This window comes from Methylobacterium sp. JK268, from assembly GCF_054052225.1.
Window position 1 is genome coordinate 113,902 of the sequence record NZ_JBSVZN010000019.1, and the last position, 19,640, is coordinate 133,541.

General features: G+C 70.5%; 15 protein-coding genes and 1 tRNA gene. 8 read left to right on the forward strand and 8 right to left on the reverse strand.

What is annotated here, in order from left to right:
• Positions 1 to 875 precede the first annotated feature (875 nt).
• The 5 genes from lon to ACW9J6_RS20685 all read right to left on the reverse strand — a co-directional run bounded on the left by lon (position 876) and on the right by ACW9J6_RS20685 (position 7,509).
• Complete coding sequence (gene lon / locus ACW9J6_RS20665; protein ID WP_457118389.1) at positions 876 to 3,302, reverse strand: endopeptidase La; 2,427 nt, start codon at positions 3,300 to 3,302, stop codon at positions 876 to 878.
• Between the two features lie 265 nt (positions 3,303 to 3,567).
• Positions 3,568 to 4,839 carry an ATP-dependent Clp protease ATP-binding subunit ClpX gene (gene clpX, locus ACW9J6_RS20670; RefSeq protein WP_457118390.1) on the reverse strand — a complete coding sequence of 424 codons (1,272 nt, stop codon included), beginning with the start codon at positions 4,837 to 4,839 and terminating at the stop codon, positions 3,568 to 3,570.
• 246 nt (positions 4,840 to 5,085) lie between these two features.
• Complete coding sequence (locus ACW9J6_RS20675) at positions 5,086 to 5,712, reverse strand: ATP-dependent Clp protease proteolytic subunit (protein ID WP_457118391.1); 627 nt, start codon at positions 5,710 to 5,712, stop codon at positions 5,086 to 5,088.
• 109 nt (positions 5,713 to 5,821) lie between these two features.
• Positions 5,822 to 7,249, reverse strand: a complete 1,428-nt coding sequence (tig, locus tag ACW9J6_RS20680; RefSeq protein ID WP_457118392.1) for a trigger factor — start codon at positions 7,247 to 7,249, stop codon at positions 5,822 to 5,824.
• Between the two features lie 175 nt (positions 7,250 to 7,424).
• Positions 7,425 to 7,509: transfer RNA gene (locus tag ACW9J6_RS20685), tRNA-Leu, on the reverse strand.
• Between the two features lie 168 nt (positions 7,510 to 7,677).
• Between ACW9J6_RS20685 and ACW9J6_RS20690 the strand changes: the two genes are divergently transcribed.
• Positions 7,678 to 9,081: a multicopper oxidase family protein gene (locus ACW9J6_RS20690; protein ID WP_457118393.1), complete on the forward strand. Its 1,404-nt coding sequence runs from the start codon at positions 7,678 to 7,680 to the stop codon at positions 9,079 to 9,081.
• A 151-nt stretch (positions 9,082 to 9,232) separates the two neighbouring features.
• On the opposite strand, the gene ACW9J6_RS20695 is transcribed toward ACW9J6_RS20690, so the two are convergent.
• On the reverse strand, positions 9,233 to 9,634 hold the full coding sequence (locus ACW9J6_RS20695) for a MucR family transcriptional regulator (RefSeq protein WP_457118394.1): 402 nt from the start codon (positions 9,632 to 9,634) through the stop codon (positions 9,233 to 9,235).
• Positions 9,635 to 9,994: 360 nt separating this feature from the next.
• Here ACW9J6_RS20695 and ACW9J6_RS20700 point away from each other — a divergent pair, with 360 nt between their 5' ends.
• The 6 genes from ACW9J6_RS20700 (at position 9,995) to ACW9J6_RS20725 (ending at position 15,513) form a co-directional block, all read left to right on the forward strand.
• Complete coding sequence (locus tag ACW9J6_RS20700; RefSeq protein WP_457118395.1) at positions 9,995 to 10,741, forward strand: YebC/PmpR family DNA-binding transcriptional regulator; 747 nt, start codon at positions 9,995 to 9,997, stop codon at positions 10,739 to 10,741.
• A 66-nt stretch (positions 10,742 to 10,807) separates the two neighbouring features.
• Entirely contained in the window at positions 10,808 to 11,035 is a 228-nt protein-coding gene (locus tag ACW9J6_RS20705; protein ID WP_457118396.1) for a hypothetical protein, read from the forward strand.
• A 103-nt stretch (positions 11,036 to 11,138) separates the two neighbouring features.
• Positions 11,139 to 12,443 (forward strand): serine--tRNA ligase, encoded by a 1,305-nt coding sequence (gene serS, locus ACW9J6_RS20710; RefSeq protein WP_457118397.1) that lies wholly within the window; start codon positions 11,139 to 11,141, stop codon positions 12,441 to 12,443.
• Positions 12,443 to 13,204, forward strand: a complete 762-nt coding sequence (gene surE, locus ACW9J6_RS20715; protein WP_457118398.1) for a 5'/3'-nucleotidase SurE — start codon at positions 12,443 to 12,445, stop codon at positions 13,202 to 13,204. The genes serS and surE overlap by 1 nt, the downstream gene beginning before the upstream one ends.
• 5 nt (positions 13,205 to 13,209) lie before the next feature.
• Positions 13,210 to 13,875 (forward strand): protein-L-isoaspartate O-methyltransferase family protein, encoded by a 666-nt coding sequence (locus tag ACW9J6_RS20720; RefSeq protein ID WP_457118399.1) that lies wholly within the window; start codon positions 13,210 to 13,212, stop codon positions 13,873 to 13,875.
• A 156-nt stretch (positions 13,876 to 14,031) separates the two neighbouring features.
• Positions 14,032 to 15,513, forward strand: a complete 1,482-nt coding sequence (locus tag ACW9J6_RS20725; protein WP_457118400.1) for a peptidoglycan DD-metalloendopeptidase family protein — start codon at positions 14,032 to 14,034, stop codon at positions 15,511 to 15,513.
• Between the two features lie 364 nt (positions 15,514 to 15,877).
• Here the strand turns inward: ACW9J6_RS20725 and ACW9J6_RS20730 are convergent, their stop codons facing one another.
• Both ACW9J6_RS20730 and ACW9J6_RS20735 read right to left on the reverse strand, forming a co-directional pair.
• Positions 15,878 to 16,201 (reverse strand): nucleotidyltransferase domain-containing protein, encoded by a 324-nt coding sequence (locus ACW9J6_RS20730; protein ID WP_457118401.1) that lies wholly within the window; start codon positions 16,199 to 16,201, stop codon positions 15,878 to 15,880.
• 52 nt (positions 16,202 to 16,253) lie between these two features.
• Positions 16,254 to 18,125, reverse strand: coding sequence for an ABC-F family ATP-binding cassette domain-containing protein (locus ACW9J6_RS20735; protein ID WP_457118402.1), 1,872 nt, complete (start codon positions 18,123 to 18,125; stop codon positions 16,254 to 16,256).
• A gap of 152 nt (positions 18,126 to 18,277) precedes the next feature.
• On the opposite strand from ACW9J6_RS20735, the gene ACW9J6_RS20740 reads away from it, so the two are divergent.
• A complete protein-coding gene (locus ACW9J6_RS20740) occupies positions 18,278 to 19,621 on the forward strand; it encodes a nucleotide sugar dehydrogenase (protein ID WP_457118403.1) in 1,344 nt (447 codons plus the stop codon).
• Positions 19,622 to 19,640: the final 19 nt, after the last annotated feature.

Here is a 19,640-nt window from a genome sequence, read left to right on the forward strand (position 1 = left end):
GAAATCATACAAAATAGACATTTAGAAGAAACCCGACCGGTTCGCCGAGCAGTGTAAAGTTGCGCCACTGTTAAGGTTTTGTCAATTGATTTGTTAGGTCGACAGCGCCGAGAGCTCGCGAGGCACATTGCCCAGGAGAACGACTCACGATCGCGTCGTGGCAGCGGTGACTTCCCTTCGATCATCCTCGCGACGCCCCGCCCTCCCCCCTCTGCGGGGGAGGGTGCCCGGCGGAGCCGGGCGGGAGAGGGGAACCCCGGTTCAAGATAGAGCGGGCCCGTCGTGATGGGTGCTCCCTGGAGGATCGCCGCGCCGGCCCGCCCCGCAGGCCACCCTCCCCGCAGAGGTGCTACCGTGCGCACACAGTATAGGAAAACATGTTCCGTATCGAAAACATGATCGTTCCGATGGATCAGACTTCGAGCGGATCCGTCATCCCTCGGCCGCACCCGCTGCGCGATCGCGCGCAGGGTATTGCAACGCTCAATCGACGGCGATCGACCTGAAGTTCGGTTGATTTCATGCCGTCAGGTGATCGTGAGCCACAGCTTGAAACCCGGCTCATGGCAACAAACCCCCCTCCTCATGCTGAGGTGCGACCTTAGGGAGCCTCGAAGCACCCCGGAACAGCGGATCCAAGGCACGTTTCTCTTGGATAGACGGTCAGGGGTGCTTCGAGGCTCCCTTTGGTCGCACCTCAGCATGAGGAGTGTTGTGTCTTCCAGAAGCGGTCCAATGATGAACCGGCTACAAAGATGTGCACACGGCAGCGCAAAGGGGCGAGGGTTCGGGCGTGGCCCCATCCCACCCTCCAACAGGAAAGGCCCCGGACGTCGCCGTCCGGGGCCTCTCTCACGCCGTCACGCCGGTCAGGGTCAGTGCGCCACCAGCCCACCCGAGGCATCGTCCTCGGGCCGCGCCGGGGCGGCGGGCGCCATCCGCTCGTCCCACTCGATCGCGACCGGCAGCCGGATCAGGGCCTTCTGCAGCACTTGATCCATGCGCGAGACCGGCACGATCTCCAGACCGTTCTTCACGCTCGCCGGGATGTCGGCGAGGTCCTTGGCGTTCTCCTCGGGGATCAGCACCGTCTTGATGCCACCCCGGAGCGCCGCCAGGAGCTTCTCCTTCAGCCCGCCGATCGGCAGGACGCGGCCCCGCAGCGTCACCTCGCCGGTCATGGCGATGTCGCGCCGCACCGGGATTCCCGTGACCACGGAGACGATCGCCGTCGCCATGGCGATGCCGGCCGAGGGCCCGTCCTTCGGGGTCGCCCCCTCCGGCACGTGGACGTGGATGTCCCGGCGGTCGAACATCGGCGGCTCGACCCCGAAATCGACCGCCCGCGAGCGGACGTAGGAGGCCGCCGCGGAGATCGATTCCTTCATCACGTCGCGCAGGTTGCCGGTGACCGTCATCTTGCCCTTGCCGGGCATCATCACGCCCTCGATCGTGAGCAGTTCGCCCCCGACCTCGGTCCAGGCAAGACCCGTGACCACACCGACCTGGTCGTCCGTCTCGACCTCGCCGTAGCGGAACCGCGCCGGGCCCAGGAAGGTGTCGAGGTTCTCGGCCGTCACCGCGACGCCCGCGACCTTGGAGATCAGGATCTCCTTGACCGCCTTGCGGATCAGGTTCGACAGCTCGCGCTCCAGGTTCCGCACGCCCGCCTCGCGGGTGTAGCGGCGGATCAGCAGCAGCAGGCCGTCGTCATCGATCGACCACTCCTTCTCCGCGAGGCCGTGCTTCTTCAGCGCGTTCGGGATCAGGTGGCGGCGGGCGATCTCGACCTTCTCCTCCTCGGTGTAGCCGGCGATGCGGATCACCTCCATGCGGTCGAGGAGCGCCGGCGGGATGTTGAGCGTGTTCGCCGTCGTCACGAACATCACGTTCGACAGGTCGTAATCGACCTCGAGGTAATGGTCGTTGAAGGTGGCGTTCTGCTCGGGATCCAGCACCTCGAGGAGCGCCGCGGAGGGGTCGCCGCGGAAGTCCATGCCCATCTTGTCGATCTCATCGAGCAGGATGAGCGGGTTCGAGGTCTTGGCCTTGCGCATCGACTGCACGATCTTGCCGGGCATCGAGCCGATATAGGTCCGCCGGTGACCGCGGATCTCGGCCTCGTCGCGGACGCCGCCGAGCGACATGCGCACGAACTCGCGGCCCGTGGCCTTGGCGATCGACTTGCCGAGCGAGGTCTTGCCGACGCCGGGCGGTCCGACGAGGCACAGGATCGGGCCGGTGAGCTTGTTGGCGCGCTGCTGGACCGCGAGGTACTCGACGATGCGCTCCTTGACCTTGTCGAGACCGAAGTGATCGGAATCGAGCAGGTTCTGCGCGCCGACGAGGTCCTTCTTGATCTTCGAGCGCTTGCCCCACGGGATGCCGAGCATCCAGTCGAGGTAGTTGCGCACCACCGTCGCCTCGGCCGACATCGGCGACATCTGGCGCAGCTTCTTCAGCTCCGCCATCGCCTTGTCGCGAGCCTCCTTCGACAGCTTGGTCTTCTCGATCTTGTCCTCGAGCTCGGCCAGCTCGTCGCGGCCGTCCTCGTCGCCGAGTTCCTTCTGAATGGCCTTCATCTGCTCATTCAGGTAGTACTCGCGCTGGGTCTTCTCCATCTGCCGCTTGACGCGGGTGCGGATGCGCTTCTCGACCTGGAGCACGGAGATCTCGCTCTCCATGAGCGAGAGCACGCGCTCCAGCCGCTCGGCGACGGTCGGGATCTCCAGGATCGCCTGCTTGTCGGAGATCTTGACCGCGAGGTGCGACGCGACCGTGTCGGCGAGCTTGGAGGGCTCGTCAATCTGGATCACCGCCGCCACCACCTCCGGCGAGATCTTCTTGTTCAGCTTGACGTAGTTCTCGAACTCCGAGATCACCGAGCGCGCCAGGGCCTCGGCCTCGATGCGGTCGCCGAGGTCGTTGGGCAGGGTCTCGGCATCGGCGGCGTAGTACTCGTCCGAGCGCACGAAGGAGCGGATCTTCGCCCGGCCGCCGCCCTCGACCAGCACCTTGACGGTGCCGTCGGGCAGCTTGAGCAGCTGAAGGACCGAGGCCAGCGTGCCGATCGTGTAGATCGCGTCCGTGGCCGGATCGTCGTCGGTGGCGTTGACCTGGGTGGCGAGCAGGATGTGGCGGTCGGCGCGCACCGCCTCCTCGAGCGCCCGGATCGACTTCTCGCGGCCGACGAAGAGCGGCACGATCATGTGCGGGAAGACCACGATGTCGCGCAGCGGCAGGACCGCGTAGGTCCCGGTCGAGCCGGGAACGACGGGCTGGCGCGATTTCGGCTGGGTCATGGGGGGTTGTCCTTGATGGTGACTCCCGACGCTCCGCGCCTTCCAAGAGGGGCGAACAGCACGCGGAACGGGAGGCCGACCGGGCCGCGGGGGTCGGAGGGGGAGGCGGCCGGGCCGCGGCACCGCACCTCCGAGTGAGCATGCGGCCGCCGCGTTCTGAACTCAGGTGGTTCCTGGCGCCGTGACTTTCAAGCGCCCCACCAGAACGGCCGCATAGGACTGGTACGCAACGGGAAAAGGCCGCCGCGAACGCGGCGGCCCCGTCTCACGCGCTGACGCTCGCGGGGGCGTCCTTCGCGCGGTCCCCGTGGATGTAGAGGGGTCTCGCCTTGCCCTCCACGACCTCGGGGCCGATCACCACCTGCTCCACGGAGTCGAGGCCGGGCAGGTCGTACATCGTCTCCAGCAGGATGCTCTCCAGGATGGAGCGCAGCCCGCGGGCGCCGGTCTTACGCTCGATCGCCTTGCGGGCGACGAGGGTCAGCGCCTCCTCCTGGAACGTCAGGTCGACGTTCTCCATCTCGAACAGGCGCTGGTACTGCTTGACGAGCGCGTTCTTCGGCTCCTGCAGGATCCGCTTGAGGGCGGTCTCGTCGAGGTCCTCCAGGGTGGCGAGCACCGGCAGGCGGCCGACGAATTCGGGGATCAGCCCGAACTTGAGCAGGTCCTCGGGCTCGACGTTCCGGAAGATCTCGCCGGTGCGGCGGTCGTCCGGGGCCTGCACGGTGGCGCCGAAGCCGATCGAGGTGCCCTTGCCGCGGGCCGAGATGATCCGCTCCAGGCCCGCGAAGGCACCGCCGCAGATGAACAGTATGTTGGTCGTGTCCACCTGCAGGAATTCCTGCTGCGGGTGCTTGCGCCCGCCCTGCGGCGGCACGCTCGCGACCGTGCCCTCCATGATCTTCAGCAGGGCCTGCTGCACGCCCTCGCCCGACACGTCGCGGGTAATCGACGGGTTGTCGGACTTGCGGGAGATCTTGTCGATCTCGTCGATGTAGACGATGCCGCGCTGCGCCCGCTCGACGTTGTAGTCGGAGGCCTGCAGCAGCTTGAGGATGATGTTCTCGACGTCCTCGCCGACGTAGCCGGCCTCGGTCAGCGTCGTCGCATCCGCCATCGTGAAGGGCACGTCGAGGATGCGGGCGAGCGTCTGCGCCAGCAGCGTCTTGCCCGAGCCCGTCGGCCCGATCAGCAGGATGTTCGACTTCGCGAGCTCGACGTCGTTGTGCTTCGCCGCGTGCGCCAGCCGCTTGTAGTGGTTGTGCACCGCGACGGACAGCACCTTCTTGGCGAAATCCTGCCCGATGACGTAATCGTCAAGGACCCGGCGAATCTCCTTCGGGGTCGGCACGCCGTCCCGCGACTTCACCAGCGAGGACTTCGATTCCTCGCGAATGATGTCCATGCACAGCTCGACGCATTCATCGCAGATGAAAACGGTCGGACCCGCGATCAGCTTGCGGACCTCGTGCTGGCTCTTGCCGCAGAACGAGCAGTACAGCGTGCTCTTCGAGTCGTTGCCGCCAGCCTTGCTCATATGGGTCTCCAAGTCCCCGACGGGCCCCTGCCGCGAGGGCAGTGGGCGCGTCCCTCTCGATATAGTGACACCCGACTGAACAAACAGTCACCGCCTTCGACGCACGCGCGCCGGGTGCCCGACGCAGAACCCCGATGCAAACACGCAGCCACCTCCGGATCAATCCCGTGAGAGCGACACGGCCTCGCCAAAAGGCCGCATCGCCTACGGGATCGTTAATCCGTGCGGGGCGGCGCCCGTTCCGGGTCAGGCGGACGGCGCCTCGGCGCGCTTCTGGAGCACCTCGTCGATGAGGCCCCACTCCTTGGCGGCGTCGGCGGTCATGAAATTGTCGCGCTCCAGGCCCTGCTCGATCGTGTCGTAGTCCCGGCCCGTGTGCTTCACGTAGATCTCGTTGAGGCGCCGCTTCAGGGCCTCGATCTCGCGGGCGTGGATCAGGATGTCGGTCGCCTGGCCCTGGAAGCCGCCGGAGGGCTGGTGGACCATGATGCGCGCGTTCGGCAGGGCGAAGCGGTGCCCGGCCTCGCCGGCCGCCAGCAGCAGCGAGCCCATGGAGGCGGCCTGGCCGACGCAGAGCGTCGCCACCGGGCAGCGGATGAACTGCATCGTGTCGTAGATCGACAGCCCCGACGTCACCACCCCGCCCGGCGAGTTGATGTAGAAGGAGATCTCCTTCTTCGGGTTCTCCGCCTCGAGAAACAGCAGCTGCGCCACGATGAGCGAGGCGGAGTAGTCCTCGACCGGCCCGGTCAGGAAGATGATGCGCTCGCGCAGCAGACGCGAGTAGATGTCGAAGGCACGCTCGCCGCGGCTCGACTGCTCGACCACCATGGGGACGAGCGCGCTGTTGTAGAAGTCGACGGGGTCTCTCATCGGGATGGCCCTGGTTCTGGAAGGCCCGGCCGCGCCGCTGCGGCCGGGGGTCGGCGAATCGGTGAGCCCGCGGGCCGCCCCTCCGCCGCCCGTCAGGGCCGCGGGCGGGTCAGGCCGCGCCGGTCTCGTTCGGGGAGGCTCCGGTCTCCTCGGAGGCCGCGGACTCGGACGCGGCGGGGGCCGCCTCGTCCTCGTCCTCCTCGTCGGCGAACAGCGCCTCCTTGGAGACGGGCTCCTCGACGAGTTTGACCTGCCCGAGGACGTGGTCAACCACCTTCTCCTCGAACAGAGGAGCGCGCAGCTCGGCCATCGCCTGGGGGTTCTTGCGGTAGAAGTCGTAAACTTCCCGCTCCTGGCCGGGGAACTGGCGGAGCCGGGCGATGAGCGCCTGGTTCACCTCTTCGTCCGGAACCTTGATATCGGCGCTCTCGCCCATCTGCGCAAGGACCAGGCCGAGCCGCACCCGGCGCTCGGCGATCCGGCGGTACTCGCCCTGCGCCTTCTCCTCGGTGGTGCCCTCGTCCTCGAAGGTCTTGCCGCGAGACTTCAGGTCGGCCTCGACCTGCGCCCAGACGGCGGCGAATTCCTGGTGCACCAGGGTCGGGGGCAGGTCGAAGGCGTAGCGGGAATCGAGGGCGTCGAGGAGCGCCTTCTTGACCCGGCGGCGCGAGGCGGCGTCGAGCTCCCGCGACAGGGAGGTGCGCACCGCCTCCTTCAGCTTGTCGAGGTTCTCCAGGCCGAAGGTCTCGGCGAGCGCGTCGTCGATCTTGGTTTCGCCCGGGGCCTTGACGGCCTTCACGGTGACCTCGAAGACCGCCTCCTTGCCGGCGAGCTGCTCGGCCGGGTAGGCCTCGGGGAAGGTCACCGTCACGGTGCGGGCCTCGCCCGCCTTGGCGCCGACGAGCTGGTCCTCGAAGCCCGGGATGAAGGTGTTGGACCCGAGGTCGAGATCCGCGTCCTCGGCGGTGCCGCCCTCGAAGATCTCGCCGCCGATGCGGCCGACGAAGTCGATCGTCACCCGGTCGCCCGTCTGCGCGGCCTCGCCCTCGGGACGGTCCGCGAAGGAGCGGTTCTGCTCGGCCATGCGGGCGATCGCCGCCTCGACCTCCGTGTCCTCCACCGCCGCGACGGGCTTCGTCAGGGTGACGTCGGAGAGATCGACGAGGTCGAAGGTCGGCATCACCTCGACGGCGACCTGGAAGGCGAGGTCGGCCTTGGCGTCGAGCGCCTTCTCGATCTCGGCCTTGTCCTCCGGCATCTTGATCTGCGGCTCGAGGGCGAGCTTGAGCTTGTTGTCCTCGACGATCTTCTGGTTGGCCTCGTTGACGGCGTTCTGGAGCACGTCCGCCATCAGCGAGCGGCCGTAGACCCGCCGCAGGTGCGCGACCGGCACCTTGCCGGGGCGGAAGCCCTTTATCTGGACCTTGTCCTTGATGCCGGCGAGTTCGGTGGTCAGCCGATCCTCGAGTTCGGCCGCGGCGAGCACCACCTGGTACTCGCGCTTCAGGCCTTCGGACTTGGTCTCGGTCACCTGCATCGTCGTCGTTCCGCCTCTGAATCGAATCCGGACCGCCTGCGGGTCCCGGACGGCGTGGAGGACGCACCGTGCGACGGGAACCGTCAGTGTGGCGGGCCGGCCCTGATGTGAAAAGCCAATCCGTCGTGTCGCCTCGCGGCGTCTCTCATCCCGCGGCGCCGAAGGCCTGGCGGAATGGTGCGGGCGGAGGGGCTCGAACCCCCACGACTCTCGTCACTGGAACCTAAATCCAGCGCGTCTACCAGTTCCGCCACGCCCGCAACGCGCGCGCCCGGGTTCGCCGCGGCGCTCGGGCGGCGCTCTATAGCACGCTCTCGCGAACGCGCAGCAACAATTTTGGGCGCTCTCGCGGGAGGCTCGCGCGCGCCTCCCGCGCCCGCTACAAGGCCGCTCGCCGCGCGGAAAACCGCTCCATCTGCCGAGGTGCCATGACGTTCCACCCGCCGACCCGCCGCGCGCTGCTCGCGGGCGCCGCGCTCGCCCTGGTGCCGGCCCGGCCCCGCGCCGAGACCCCGGCGGCGGCTCCGGCCGCGCGAGAGCCCCGCATCCTCGCGGCCGGCCCGGCGCGCACGGCGCTGCGCCCCGACGGGGCCGCGACGCCGGTCTGGGCCTTCGACGGCAGGGCCGAGCCGCCGCTCCTGCGCGTGAAGAAGGGCGAGGCCGTGCGCCTGCGCCTCGACAACCGCACCGACAAGCCGCTCTCCCTGCACTGGCACGGCGTCCGCAATGCCAACGCCATGGACGGGGTCGGGGGCGTGACGCAGGCGCCGGTCGCGCCGGGCGCGAGCTTCACCTACGCTTTCACGCCGCCGGATGCCGGCACCTCGCTGATCCGGCCGCTGGTGGTGGGCGGTTCGAGCGAGCCCTCCGGCCGCGGCCTCGCCGGGCTGCTGATCGTCGAGGAGGAGAGGCCGCCGCTCGTGGACCGGGACGTGGCGCTGGTGCTGCAGGATTGGCGGATCGAGCCCGACGGGACGCTGACGCCCTTCGGGCAGGTGCCCTTCGCGGCGAGTTCCGGGCGGCTCGGCAACGCGCTCACGGTGAACGGCCGGCCGGTGCCGGAGACTATCGCGGCCCCGCCGGGCACCCGGCTGCGGCTTCGCCTCGCCAATGCCTGCAACGCCCGGGCGACCCGGATCCGCTTCGACGGGCTCAAGGCCTGGGTGGCGGCGGTGGACGGGCAGCCCACCGATACGTTCGAGCCCCTGCGCGCGACGCTGCCCTTTCCGCCGGGCACCCGCTACGACCTCCTCCTCGACGTGCCCTCGGAGAAAGAGGGCAAGGGGACGGTCGCGGCGCTGATCGGGCCCGGCATCCCGCTGGCGGTGGTGGTGCCGCAGGGCGAGGCGGTCGCCGCGCGGCCGCCCGTGGCGGCGATCGGCGAGAACAAGCTGCTGCCGCCCGAGATCAAGCTCCAGAACGCGACGCGGCGCGACCTCACCATCGCGGGCGGGGCGAGCCTCGATCGGGGGAAGCCGGAGGCGCCACCGGTCTACACCGGCGACCCGGCCCGGATCTGGACGGTGAACGGGGCGGCGGGGAGCGCGGGCGGGGCGCCGCTCTTCTCGGTGAAGCGCGGCACGGTGGTGGTGCTGGCGCTCACGAACCAGACCGCCTTCCCGCAATCGCTGCACCTGCACGGCCACGTCTTCCGGCTCCTGCACCCGCTCGACGACGGCTGGGAACCCTACTGGCTCGACACGTTCCAATTGCTAGAAGGGCGCACGGCGCGGATCGCCGTCCTGGCCGACAATCCCGGGCGCTGGCTGGTGAGCGCGACCGCGCTGGAGCGCTTCGATACCGGGCTGTGGACGTCGTTCGAGGTGACCTGAGCGCGTCCGCTCCCCCTCGGACGGCCTGCACGTTCACGGTTCGCCGGAGGAAGCGCAGGTTTCTCCTCTCCCCGCGTGCGGGGAGAGGGCATGCGCACGACACGGCGTGTGAATCGGCGAGCCGCGGAGGGGGAGGGGAGACCGCGCTCGCTCAGGCGCGGCGACGGCCCAGGCCGCTGTTCTTCGCCAACTCGCTGCGCTGGGCGGCGTAGTTCGCCGCAACCATCGGATAGTCGTGCGGCAGGCCCCACTTCTGGCGGTACTGCTCGGGCGTCAGGCCGCGGGTCGAGAGGTGGCGCTTCAGCGACTTGTAGTGACGGCCGTCCTCGAGGCTGACGATGTAGTCGGGCGTGATCGTCTTCCTGATGGGCATCAGCGGGACGGGCTTCTCGGGCGCCGCCGCGGCGGGCTCGCGCAGCCGCACCAGCGAGGTGTGGATGGCGCCGATCAGGCCCGGAAGCTCCGCGACAGGCACGGAGTTGTTCGACACATAGGCGGCGACGATGTCGGTCGCGCGTTCGATCAGCTCGATCTGTTGATTCTGGTCCTGCATCCATCCGCTCCGGTTGGCAGAAGCGAGCCCCCATGCGTTTTCGCGAAGCCCACGTCAATATTCATTTTCGCGATTGCGACAGTCTTACACGAGCGAAACGAACCGGAAGCAGCACGATACGAAGAGATGCGAAACCGTCCGGCGGCTCTGGTCGCGCGCGCGCGCCATGCAGCTAGGTAATATAGGGCCTGCACGGAGCTGCCGGCTCGGGGGGACGCCTGCCCGTCGACGGTGCGACGGCAACCGATTGTGCTCCGGCGCGCGCCGCCTCTATAACCGCGCGCTGTCTCATCAGGCGCGACCCGCGTCGAGCGCCCCCGCCCGGAGCGCTCCGCCCGCGCCGCCGCCCCGGGGAGTGCCATGGCAGGCCATTCGCAGTTCAAGAACATCATGCACCGCAAGGGCCGCGTCGATGCGGTCCGCTCCAAGGTCTTCGGCAAGCTGGCGCGGGAGATCACGGTCGCGGCCAAGCTCGGCGTGCCGGACCCGGCCATGAACCCGCGCCTGCGCGCCGCGATGCTCGCCGCCCGCGCCGAGAACATGCCCAAGGACAACATCGAGCGGGCGATCAAGAAGGCGACCGGCGGCGAGGGCGAGAACTACGAGGAGATCCGCTACGAGGGCTACGGCCCGGGCGGCGCCGCGCTCATCGTCGAGGCCCAGACCGACAACCGCAACCGCACCGCGTCCGACGTGCGCTCGGCCTTCACCAAGGCGGGCGGCAGCCTCGCGGAGACCGGGGCGGTGTCCTTCATGTTCGATCGGGTCGGCCTCGTCGCCTTCGACGCCAAGGTGGCGGATCCCGATGCGATGCTGGAAGCGGCCATCGAGGCGGGGGCCGACGATGTGAAGTCGGACGAGACCGGCCACGAGGTGACCTGCGACCAGGGCGCTCTCGGGGAGGTCGCCAAGGCCCTGGAGGCGCGCTTCGGCGAGCCGAAGCGCACCGGCCTCGTCTGGCGGCCCCAGACCACCGTCGAGGTCGACGACGAGACGGGCGAGAAGCTGATCCGCCTCGTCGAGATGATCGAGGACCAGGACGACGTCCAGAACGTCTTCGTGAACTTCGCGGTCTCCGACGCCCTCGTGGCGAAGATGGAGGGCTGAGGGCCGCACGGCGTCGTGACCGGGACTGCCGCCGAGCCGCCCCATTCGGGTGGTCTCAAAGCGGGCATGACGGACTGGAACGCCCCGGCGCAGCTCGTGGTCTGGCCCGACGAGGGCGGCGGCGACGACGAGCGCCCGACCGTGACCCTCCGCGAGGCGCTCCTCGCCGCCCGGGCGGTCACCGGCGCGCGGCGCGCCTGGATCATCACGGCGAGCGGCCACATCCTGCGGCCGGGTGAGATCGCGGAGCTCACCGCCGCGCTGATGACCCTTCCGCCCGCCGAGGGCGGATAGGCGGCGCGCTCCCGCCCTTGTCGCGGCCGGCCCGATGCTGCAAAGCACCGTCGCCTCCACGCAGGGACGGCGGGATCCCCGCCGTCGGACACGGTCTCCAACGATGCACGACATCCGGGTCATCCGCGACAACCCCGCCGCCTTCGACCAGGGCTTGGCGCGGCGCGGGCTCGCGCCGCTCGCCGCCGAACTGATCGCCCTCGACGATGCCCGAAAGAGCGCGATCTCGGCCGCGCAGGCCGCCCAGGAGCGCCGGAATGCCCTCTCGCGGGAGGTCGGCGCCGCCAAGAAGGCGAAGGACGAGGCCCGCGCGCAGGCGCTGATGGCCGAGGTCGCGCGCCTGAAGGACGACGCGCCGGGCCTCGACGCCGCCGCCGCGGAGGCCGCGCGCCTGCTCGACGAGCGCCTCGCGGCGATCCCCAACATCCCCAAGCCCGAAGTGCCGGACGGCCGCGACGAGCACGACAACGTCGAGGTCGACCGCTTCGAGGGGCGGGGCCGCGCCGAGGGCGGGCGCCAGCACTTCGAGATCGGCGAGGCCGCCGGACTGATGGATTTCGAGGTGGCTGCGAAGCTGTCGGGATCGCGCTTCGTGGTGCTGAAGGGGCACCTCGCGCGCCTCGAACGGGCGCTCGGCCAGTTCATGCTCGACCTGCACACCACCGCTCACGGCTACACCGAGGTCGCCCCGCCGCTCCTCGTGCGCGACGAGGCGATGTTCGGGACGACGCAGCTGCCGAAGTTCCGCGACGACCAGTTCGCCGCCATGCCGGGCGCGGTGGAGCCCGGCACCCCGAACCGCTGGCTGATCCCCACCGCCGAGGTGCCGCTCACCAACCTCGTGCGCGAGAGCATCCTGGCGGAGGATTCGCTGCCCCTGCGCTTCACCGCGCTGACCCCCTGCTTCCGGGCTGAGGCCGGGGCGGCAGGGCGGGACACCCGCGGCATGCTGCGCCAGCACCAGTTCACCAAGGTGGAACTCGTCTCGATCACCGCGCCGGAGCAGTCCGAGGAGGAGCACGAGCGCATGCTCGCCGCCGCGCAGGCGGTGCTGAAGGCGCTCGACCTGCCCTACCGCACCATGGTGCTTTGCACCGGCGACATGGGCTTCGCCTCGCAGAAGACCTACGACATCGAGGTCTGGCTGCCGGGGCAGGGGACCTACCGGGAGATCTCGTCCTGCTCGGTCTGCGGCGACCTGCAGGCGCGGCGCATGCAGGCCCGCTACCGGGGCCGGGACGGCAAGCCGGCCTACGTCCACACGCTCAACGGCTCGGGCGTGGCGGTCGGCCGCGCGCTCATCGCCGTGATGGAGAACTACCAAAACCCCGACGGCAGCGTCACGGTGCCGTCGGCGCTCGCGCCCTACATGGGCGGCGTCACGCGAATCGAGGGACCGCAGGCCTGATGCGCATTCTCGTCACCAACGACGACGGCATCCACGCGCCGGGGCTGAAGGTCCTGGAGGAGATCGCCCGGGAGCTCTCGGACGACGTCTGGGTGGTCGCCCCGGAGACCGACCAGAGCGGCGTCTCGCACTCGCTCTCCCTCAACGATCCCCTGCGCCTGCGCCAGGTCTCCGACCAGCGCTTCGCCGTGAAGGGCACGCCCTCCGATTGCGTGATCATGGGGGTGCGCCACATCCTCAAGGAGCGCGGGCCGGACCTCGTCCTGTCGGGGGTCAATCGCGGCCAGAACGTCGCCGAGGACGTGACCTATTCGGGCACCATCGCGGGCGCCATGGAGGGGACGATCCTCGGCGTGCGCTCGATCGCCCTGAGCCAGGCCTACGGGGCGGCGGGACGGGCGCACGTGAAGTGGCAGACGGCCGCCCATCACGGCGCCCGCACGGTCCGGCGCATCCTTGAGGCGGGGATCGAGCCCGGCATCCTCGTCAACGTCAACTTCCCCGATTGCGAGCCGGACGCGGTCGAGGGGCTCTCGGTCGTAGCGCAGGGCATCCGCAACCAGCAGCTGCTGGCCGTGGACGAGCGCCTGGACGGGCGCGGCAACCCGTATTTCTGGCTGGCCTTCGCCCGGGCGCGGTTCGAGCCGGCCAACGGCACCGACCTCAAGGCCATCGCCGAGAACCGCATCGCGGTGACGCCGCTGCGCCTCGACCTCACCGACGAGCCGACCCTGACCCGCTTCGCCCAGTCGCTCGGCTGAGCCCGGTGCGCGACGGGGCGGAGGATCCCGGGGCGGTCGAGGCCGCGGCCTTCGCGCTCGCGCTCCGGGCGCGCGGGGTGCGCGACCCGGCGGTGCTCGGCGCCATGGAGCGGGTGCCGCGGGACGCCTTCGCGCCGGAGGCCTTCCGGTCCCTCGCCCGGCAGGACATCGCCCTGCCGCTGCCCTGCGGCCAGACCATGACCGCGCCGGGCACCGCGGCGGCCATGCTCACCGCCCTGGAGGTCCGCCCGGGCACCCGCGCCCTCGAGATCGGCACGGGCTCCGGCTACGTGACGGCGCTCCTGCTGCGGCTCGGCTGCACGATGGTGGAGAGCCTGGAGCGCTACGCGAGCCTCGCGGCGGACGCGCAGGGCCGCCTCGACGCCGCCGGGCTCGGCGGGAGCGTGCGGCTGCGCATCGCCGACGGCTGCGCCCGGGAGAAGGACGTCACGCCCTTCGACCGCATCCTGGTCAACGGGGTGCTCCCGGCGATTCCCGACCATCTCGGCCAGCGCCTCGCGCCGGGGGGGCGCCTCGTCGGGGCCGTTTCCCTGCCGGGCGGCCCGCGCCTCGTGGTGGTGGAGCGGGACACCGAGGGGTTGCGGCGGCGGGTCCTCGACACCGCGCTGCGGCTCGGCCCGCTCACCGCCGGCCGCGCGGCCGTGCTGTAGCCGCGGCATCCGGGCAAAAGCCTGCAACCTCGGCGCTTTTCGCGCCGTCCGCCGGGGGGCGGCCAGGCCCCGAGACTGCGCTGCGCGCAACGGAAGCTTAACCTGAATGGGATTTGAATCGGATCCATCGGGTTGCGTGGATGTACGGGTGCGTCGATGCGGGATCGCAGAGCTGGCTACGGGATGCGGACGCTGTCGCGCCTGGCTCTCGTCGGGCTGATCGGAGGGGGAGCCGCGGCCTGCAGTTCCGACACGATGCGGTTCGGGGATCCGTTCACCAACCCCTTCGCGTCGAGCGGTGCGGAGCCGGGAGCGACCGGCAGCCTCCCGGAGGAGCAGCCGGCCGCGCCGATGCACACCGCGCCGATCCGGTCGCAGGCGCTCGGCGCGCCGGTGCCGGCCACCCACGCCGCGCCCATGCCGCTGTCGAGCCGGCCGGTCCCGGCCGCGCCCGCCCAGAGCCCGCGCGCGGTCGCGGCCGCTCCGGTCGGGGGCGGGAAGGCCGGTTGGAGCGCCGAGGGCGGGTCCAGCATCACGGTCGGCCCGGGCGACACCCTCAACCAGATCTCGACCCGCTACGGGGTGCCCCCCGCGGCGATTCTGTCCGCGAACGGCCTCTCGGGCGCGGCGCAGGTGACGCCCGGCCGCCGGCTGGTGCTCCCGGTCTACAATGCGGGCGGGTCCGCGGCGCTGACGCCCCGCGAGACGCCGCCGGCCCAGCCGCGGATGGTCCTCCAGCAGGGCCGGCCGGCCGCCGAGCCGGCGCGCAAGGTGGCGGAGGCCCGCGAGGAACCGGCCCCTGAGCCGAAGGCGCACCCGCGCCCCGGCCGCGCCGCCGCCATCCCGGCCAAGCCCGCGGCCGCCGAGCGCGCCGCCAAGCTGACCGCACGCACGCCCGCGCCCGTCAAGGCCGCCAAGGTCGAGGCCAAGGAGGAGGCGCGGCGCGAGGTCAAGGAGGCCAAGAGCGAGGCCAAGCACGAGACCAAGCGCGAGGCGAAGGACGCCAAGCGGGACGCGAAGCACGAGGCCAAGGAGGCATCGAAGGAGACCGGCAAGCGCGAGGCGAAGACCGCCCCCGCCAAGGCCGAGCCGAAGATGACCGCCAAGGCGGAGCCGAAGAAGCCCGTCGAGGCGCCCAAGGTCGTCGCCAAGGCCGAGCTCCCGAAGCCCGAGCCGAAGGTCGAGGCGGCGAAGCCCGTCAAGCCGGCCGAGAAGCCGGTCGCCGAGAAGGCACCGGAGCCGGCCCCGGCTCCCGCCGCGGCGGCCGACGACTCGGCCTTCCGCTGGCCGGCCCGCGGCCGGGTCATCGCCGGCTATGGGTCGAGCGGCAACGAGGGCATCAACATCGCGCTGCCCGAGGGCACGCCGGTCAAGGCCGCCGAGGAAGGCACGGTCGCCTACGCGGGCAGCGACGTGAAGGGCTACGGCAAGCTCGTCCTGGTGCGCCACTCCAACGGCTACGTCTCGGCCTACGCGCATAACGGCGAGATCGACGTGCGCCCGGGCGACAAGGTCAAGCGCGGCCAGGTGATCGCGAAGTCCGGCGCCTCGGGCAACGTGACCTCGCCGCAGCTGCACTTCGAGATCCGCAAGGGCGCGACCCCGGTCGACCCGATCCCGAAGCTCGCCAGCAACTGAGCGGGACGCCGAAGGCGTCGGAAGGGGCGGCTCCGCAAGGGCGCCGCCCCTTTTTGCGTAGTGGTGCGCCAGATCAACGGAGCAGAAACGCGATTTTCTGCCTTGTACGAATAGCCTTCAATCCAGAGCGACATGGAATTCGGATCGGCTCCTCATCCTGAGGTGCGACCGAAGGAAGCCTCGAAGGACCCCTGAACGATGTGTCCGAGACACCATTGTCTTGGATGAACGAATCAGAATGCTTCGAGGCTCCTGCGGAGCACCTCAGCACGAGGAACGTCGTGTGTTCTATGTCGGTTTATTTGATAGATCTATCTCATAATCGTAGAGATGACGGTCTGCGAATGCATCTCCAGCAGCAGACTCACAAATCGATTCCCTCTCGGCGGATCTCGTGCATCAGCGGCATCCGGGCATCGCCGTAAACCTCCGCCCGGTAAGGCATCGCGTGGATGAATTCACCGGTTTCGTCGAGCAGATCGGTGCTGAGATCCGCGAGCCGCTTCATCTCGGTCCACCGATCCGGCATGTCACGCAGGAAGACCGCGACATCGTAATCCGAATCGGGCCGACAATCCCCGCGCGCCCGGGAGCCGAACAGCACCAGCCGATCAAGACGGTCGCCGTAGAGGTCGGCGACCGTCCGGCGGAAGCGGGTGAGGACCGGATCTGCACCGGGATCGATCATGCGGCATCCTTAGCACACGACCGCGAGTCCTTCACCGCGGCATCACCCGGCCTCACCCCTCGGCCGCCTCCAGTTCCCCGCTGAGCGCCAGCCAATCCTCCTCGGCGGCGCCGAGCGCGGTCGCGGCCTCGGCCCGCATCCGGGCGAGGTCCCCGGCCTTGGCCGGATCCGTCCGGAAGGCGCTGCCATCCTCCAAAGCCGCGTCGATCTTGGCGATGGCGTCCGAGAGCTTCGCCATCCGGGCCTCCACCGCATCGAGGCGCTTGCGCAGGGGCGCGAGCGCCGCCCGCCGCTCCGCGTTGCTGCGCCGCTCCACCGCCTTGGCGCCGCCGGTCGCCTCGTTCGCGCGCCCGGCCTCCGGCTCCGGCCCGGCGAGCACGAGGCGGCGGTAATCATCCATGTCGCCGTCGAAGGGCTTCACGCTGCCGTTGCGCACCAGCCAGAGCCGGTCGGCGCAGGCCTCGACCAGGAAGCGGTCGTGGCTCACCAGGATCACCGCCCCCTCGTAGTCGTTGATCGCCTCGACCAGCGCCTGCCGGCTCTCGATGTCGAGGTGGTTGGTAGGCTCGTCGAGGATCAGCAGGTGCGGCCCCGCGAAGGCCGCGAGCCCCATCAGCAGCCGCGCCTTCTCGCCGCCCGAGAGCTGCGCCACCGGCGTCTCCGCCTTCTGGCCCGGGAAGCCGAGCCGGGCGGCGGCGGCCCGCACCTTCGATTCGGGCACGTCCGGCATCAGGTCGCGGACATGCGCGTAGGCGTTGTCGGCCGGGCGCAACTCGTCGAGCTGGTGCTGGGCGAAGTAGGCGACCTCCATCTTGGTCGAGCGCCGGACCTCGCCGGCGAGGGGATCGAGGCGCCCGCCGATCAGCTTGCAGAAGGTCGACTTGCCGTTGCCGTTGGCGCCGAGCAGCGCGACCCGGTCGTCGGGCGCCAGCGTCAGGTTGAGGCCCGAGAGCACGATGCGCTCCCCGTAGCCCGCCGCCACGCGCTCCATGGCGACGAGGGGCGGGGAGAGGGGCCGCGGCGGGCTCGGCAGGTGGATCACCGGCACGTCGTCCTCGATCAGCGCCGCGATCGGCTCCATCTTGGCGAGGCGCTTCATGCGCGACTGCGCCTGGCGCGCCTTGGTGGCCTTGGCCTTGAAGCGGTCGATGAAGCTCTGGAGATGGGCGCGCTCGGCCTCCTGCTTGACCCGGGCCTTGGCCTGGAGGCTGCGCTTCTCGGCGAGTTGGCGCGCGAAGGAGGTGTAGCCGCCCCGGTAGAGGGTGAGCTGGCCGCGGTCGAGGTGCAGGATGTGGTCGACGCTCGTGTCGAGCAGGTCGCGGTCGTGGCTGATGATGACCGCGGTGCGCGGATAGCGCTCCAGGTAGTCGTAGAGCCAGAGCGTGCCCTCGATGTCGAGGTAGTTGGTCGGCTCGTCGAGGAGGAGCAGGTCCGGCTCGGCGAACAGCACGGCGGCGAGCGCCACGCGCATGCGCCAGCCGCCCGAGAAGTCGGCGCAGGGGCGCGCCTGCGCGGCCGCGTCGAAGCCGAGCCCGTGCAGGATCGCGGCGGCCCGGGCGGGGGCCGAGTGGGCGTCGATGTCGACGAGCCGCGTCTCGATCTCGGCCCGGCGCAACCCGTCGGCGGTCTCGGCCTCCCGCAGCAGGCGGGCGCGCTCGGTGTCGGCGGCGAGCACGACCTCGTGCAGGGTCTCGGGACCGGCGGGCGCCTCCTGGGCGACGCCGCCGATCCGGGTGCCCTTCGGCAGGGAGACGGTCCCGCCCTCGGTGGCGATCTCCCCCTGGATCAGCCGGAACAGGGTGGTCTTGCCCGCGCCGTTGCGCCCGACGAGCCCGACCCGGGCCCGCTCGGGGATGGTGAAGCCGGCGCGGTCGAGGATCAGCCGGTCGCCGATCCGGTAGGTGAGGTCGTTCACGCGGAGCATGGCCGGTCTTGTGGGGGGCGCGACGGCGCCAGGCAAGGGGCCAGGCAAGGGGCCAGACACGAGGCCGGGCCCTGCGGCGGGCCGCGGCCGCGTTTGACAGCCGGGCCCCCGCCCGCCCAAGACCGCCCCTGGCGAAGCGGAGCGGGTCGGGCATGGGGCAGGGCAGCGGGACGCGGGAGAGCGACGTCGCGGGCAGGATCGCGGCGCGCGAGGCCCTGATCGGCATCGTCGGGCTCGGCTATGTCGGGCTGCCCCTGGCGCTCGCGGCGCTCCGCGCCGGTTTCCCGGTCCTCGGCTTCGACATCGACGGGCAGCGCGTCGCGGCGCTCAACCGCGGGGAGGGGGCCTTCCACCACATCCCGGGCGAGGCCCTGGCCGAGGCCGTGGGCGCCGGGCGCTTCGCCGCCACCGGCGACATGGCGCGGCTCGCCGAGACCGACGCCGTGCTGATCTGCGTGCCGACGCCGCTCACCCGCCACCGGGAGCCGGACCTGAGCTTCGTCGAGGCGACCGCCCGGGCGATCGCCGCCGCCCTGCGGCCGGGTCAGCTCGTGGTGCTCGAATCGACCACCTATCCGGGGACGACCGCGGAGGTGCTGCGGCCGATCCTGGAGGCGGGCGGCCTCGCGGTGGGCCGCGACGTCTTCCTCGCCTATTCCCCCGAGCGCGAGGATCCCGGCAACGCCACCTTCTCGACGGCGCAGATCCCGAAGGTGGTGGGGGCCGATGACCCCGCCTCGCGCCGCCTCGCCACCACGCTCTACGACGCCCTCACGGTGGCCACGGTGCCGGTGTCGAGCGCCGCCGCCGCCGAGGCGGTGAAGCTCACCGAGAACATCTTCCGATCGGTCAACATCGCCCTCGTGAACGAGCTGAAGCTCGTCTACGACGCGATGGGGATCGACGTCTGGGAGGTGATCGAGGCCGCCTCCACCAAGCCCTTCGGCTTCATGCCCTTCCATCCGGGGCCGGGGCTGGGCGGGCACTGCATCCCGATCGATCCCTTCTATCTCTCCTGGAAGGCGAGGGAATTCGACGTGCCGGCCCGGTTCATCGAACTCGCCGGCGAGGTGAACACCCGGATGCCCTACCACGTGGTGGAGCGGCTCGCGGCGGCGGTGGACCGCACCGGGCGGCCCTTCTCGGGCGCGCGGATCCTGGTGCTGGGCCTCGCCTACAAGCGCAACATCGACGACACCCGCGAGAGCCCGTCGCTGCGCCTGATGCGCCTGATCGAGGCGCGGGGCGCGGCGGCCCTCTACCACGACCCCCTGGTCCCCGTGCTGCCGCCGACCCGCGAGCACCCGGACCTCGCCGGGCGGCGCTCGCAGCCCCTCGACGCCGGGACCCTGGGGAGCGTGGACGCCGTGCTGATCGCCACCGACCACGACGGGGTCGACTACGCCCTGGTGGCGGAGCGGGCGCGGCTCGTGGTCGACACCCGCAACGTCATGGCGCGTCACGGCCTCGCCGGCCCGACGATCCTCAAGGCCTGAGCCCGGCCGCGATTGCGGC